The sequence below is a fragment of the Staphylococcus sp. 231237_7MaSpsaltlick genome, assembly GCF_043107035.1.
Genome location: NZ_JBICNX010000152.1, coordinates 1 through 1079 on the forward strand (window position 1 = coordinate 1; position 1079 = coordinate 1079).

A 1079-nucleotide genomic window follows, 5' to 3' on the forward strand; every position below is an offset into this window, starting at 1 on the left:
TATACCAGTGATTGCAGATGTACAAAATAAAGAACGGCTCTCAGAAGTAATGAATAAGTATAAACCTTATGCTGTATACCATGCGGCGGCACATAAACATGTACCACTAATGGAATATAATCCGATTGAAGCTATAAAAAATAATATTTTAGGGACAAGAAACACTGCAGAATCTGCAAAGGCAGCAGAAGTAAGTAAATTTGTGATGATTTCTACGGACAAAGCTGTCAATCCTCCGAATGTGATGGGCGCTACGAAACGGATAGCAGAAATGGTAATTCAAAGTTTAAATGATGAAAATACCAAAACGAGGTTTGTTGCAGTACGTTTTGGTAATGTATTGGGTTCTAGAGGATCCGTTATTCCTCTATTTAAAAAGCAAATTGAAGCTGGTGGTCCAGTAACAGTGACTCATCCTGAAATGACAAGATACTTTATGACAATACCCGAAGCATCCAGACTCGTGTTACAAGCTGGCGCATTAGCTCAAGGGGGAGAAGTTTTTGTATTAGATATGGGTAAACCCGTAAAAATTGTTGATTTAGCAAAAAATTTAATTAGATTGAGTGGAAAGACAGAAGAAGAGATTGGTATAGAGTTCTCAGGGATAAGACCAGGAGAAAAATTATTCGAAGAACTTTTAAATGAAAACGAAATTCATCCTGAACAAGTGTATGAAAAAATTTATAGGGGCAAAGTGGATGAAATGCCATATGAGAAAGTTCAGTTTGTAATTAATGATCTAATGTCTGATTTTTCAAAAGAAAAAATAATTAAATATACAAATCAAAAGTAAGTGTAGAAAAATTAATGAATGGGTGATGTAATGTTTAAAGATAAAACGATTTTAATTACAGGTGGTACTGGCTCATTTGGAAATGCTGTTATGAAAAGATTCCTTCATACTGATATTAAGGAAATAAGAGTGTTTTCAAGAGATGAAAAAAAGCAAGACGAACTTAGGAAAAAATACCATAGTGACAAACTAAAATTTTATATTGGTGATGTTAGAGACGTCGTTAGCATTGAAAGTGCGATTAGGGGCGCGGACTTCGTTTTTCATGCAGCAGCTTTAAAAC

General features: G+C 34.4%; 2 protein-coding genes. Both read left to right on the plus strand.

From position 1 onward, the window contains the following. The coding region (locus tag ACF91D_RS30555; RefSeq protein WP_392438502.1) for a UDP-N-acetylglucosamine 4,6-dehydratase family protein at positions 1–796 on the plus strand (796 nt) is incomplete at its 5' end. A 30-nt stretch (positions 797–826) separates the two neighbouring features. Then, a partial coding sequence (locus ACF91D_RS30560) for a polysaccharide biosynthesis protein (RefSeq protein ID WP_392438503.1) occupies positions 827–1079 on the plus strand: 253 nt, incomplete at its 3' end.